General features: G+C 70.1%; 3 protein-coding genes. All 3 read right to left on the bottom strand.

Annotated elements, in window-relative coordinates; translation table 11 throughout:
- A partial coding sequence (locus ACFWR9_RS42130; protein ID WP_383852818.1) for a terminase large subunit domain-containing protein occupies positions 1 to 411 on the bottom strand: 411 nt, incomplete at its 3' end.
- Complete coding sequence (locus ACFWR9_RS42125; protein WP_383852815.1) at positions 398 to 943, bottom strand: hypothetical protein; 546 nt, start codon at positions 941 to 943, stop codon at positions 398 to 400. The genes ACFWR9_RS42130 and ACFWR9_RS42125, both read right to left, overlap by 14 nt.
- A gap of 293 nt (positions 944 to 1,236) precedes the next feature.
- Positions 1,237 to 1,869, bottom strand: coding sequence for a hypothetical protein (locus ACFWR9_RS42120; protein ID WP_383852813.1), 633 nt, complete (start codon positions 1,867 to 1,869; stop codon positions 1,237 to 1,239).
- Positions 1,870 to 1,964 lie beyond the last annotated feature (95 nt).

Genomic DNA, 1,964 nt, shown 5'->3' with positions numbered 1-1,964 from the left:
GAACGTCTTCGGCAGGGTCGTCGCCTCATCGACGTACGCGCCCGCGCAGGTCATGCCGCGGATCTTCGGTTCGGCCTTGGCGTCGTTCGCGCCGACCATGTGCACGATGCGGCCCATGATGACCGCGATCGGCGCGCCGTTGTTGTAGCTGATCTGCTTTGCCAGGGTCCCGAAGATGTCCGGGTTGGTCAGCGGGGCGATCACGTTGCGGTACAGGGAGTCCCGGGTGCGGCCGACCATGACCAGCTCGCCGCCGGTCGGCGCGGTCGCTACGAACGCGAGCCAGGCCAGCAGCGAGGCGATCGTCTTGCCCGACCGGACCGAGCCTTCCCAGGCGTTGATCCGGGCCTCGGCCTCCACGACGGAGACGACCTGCTTGCGGGACAGGGGCAGCGCGTCAAGGAGACTCACCCTCCGCCTCCTCGCCGGCCTCCTCCCCGGCGGCCTCCTCGTACGCGGCGCGCAGGCCGACCATGAGCTTGCCGAGCATCGACTTGGCGTCCTCGGCGCCGGCGTCGTCGGCGGGCGGCACGAGCTTGAGGGACTTCTCCAGGGCGACCCCGGCCGCCGTCATGAGCGCCTTCTTGTCGGCGGCCGGCGGCTCGGCGACCTCGCGGTGGGCGAAGGTGTTGTCCTTGCCCCCGAAGTTGAAGACGGTCGCGGGCTCCCACATCTGCTGGGTCAGCCTGAGGGCGTCCAGGTGGAGATCGACGGCGGTGTCCGCGCGGAGGGCGGCGAGTTGGGCGACGCGGGCGCGGGTGGCGTCCTCGGTCATCGAGGTGTCGAAGACGAGGCCGAGTTCGGCGGCGATGACGGAGACGGTGCGCTGCGCCCGGTCGATCTCGCGGGCGATGGCGTTGCGGCCCATGCCGAGGGCGTGCAGCTCGCGAACCCGGTTGTAGTCCTCTTCGGTGACGGGGCGGTGGCTGGTGTTTAGGCCCATGGTCACCTCCGGGCGTGCGAAGGCCCGACCGCACGGGGAGAGCGGCCGGGCCGGTAGGTGTCCGCGCAAGGCGCAGCGCCAGCAGCAAACCCGCACGGTGTGAGCGATCGGGTGAAGCCCTGCGCGGACGTCTGTGGATGCCGGAGCCCCCAGGCCCGTGTGGGCGCTGGGGGCTCCGGTCCGGGCGCGACTCCGGGTACGGCGCGGGGTAGTCAGTTGGGTCCGGACACGCCGGACGTGGGGCCAGGATGCGGCATGATCAGCCGGATTGCAACTACGGGCGTAGTGACCGGTCAGTAGTTGCCGTTGGCGAGGACCTCGCCGTCCTTGTCGTAGACGGTCACCAGGCCGTTCTCCGACTCGTAGCAGGAGGCGAACGCCGACGCGATCAGCTTCCCGTCCCCCTGGTGCGGACCGAGGAGGCCACCCGTGTAGTCGGTGAACACCTCCGCCGCGTCCAGGATGTTGTTCTTCTTGTCGGTGCCGGTCACCTTCGTGACGTGCTTGACCGCGGTCTTCTCGGTGCCCGTGCCGGACTTCGCGACGCAGGCCTGGAACTCCTCGGCCTGGCTCTTCTTCGCCGCGGGCTTCTCGTCCTGCTTGGCCGGCGCTTCCTTGCTGTCGTCGGCCTTCGGCTTGTCGTCGGCCGCGACGGCCTTGTCCTTGTTGCTGGTGTCGGTGGCGTCGTCGCTGCTCCCTCCGCCGACTGCGGCACCGATGCCGACGAGGACAAGCAGGGCGACGACGCCGAGACAGCCGAACCCCACGATCTTGCCAGCGCTGCTCTTCTTCGGCGGCCGGGGCGCGGGGCCGCCGGGGTGGCCGTAGCCGGGCTGGGGCGGGTAGCCGTACCCAGGCGGCGGCTGCTGCCCGTACGGGCCGGGCTGCTGCGGCTGGTTGGGCTGCTGCGGGTACTGCTGGCTCATGATGCCCCCGAGGGATGTACGTGGCTGGCAGGTGTGTGACTCGTGAAGATGCCGTGTGGTTGCCCCACGAGGGAAGCATTCACCGGATCGTGACA

The organism is Streptomyces sp. NPDC058534, from assembly GCF_042717365.1.
Lineage (GTDB): Bacteria > Actinomycetota > Actinomycetes > Streptomycetales > Streptomycetaceae > Streptomyces.
Note: the sequence above shows the minus strand (reverse complement) of the source record. Positions and strands in the feature narration are given on the sequence as shown.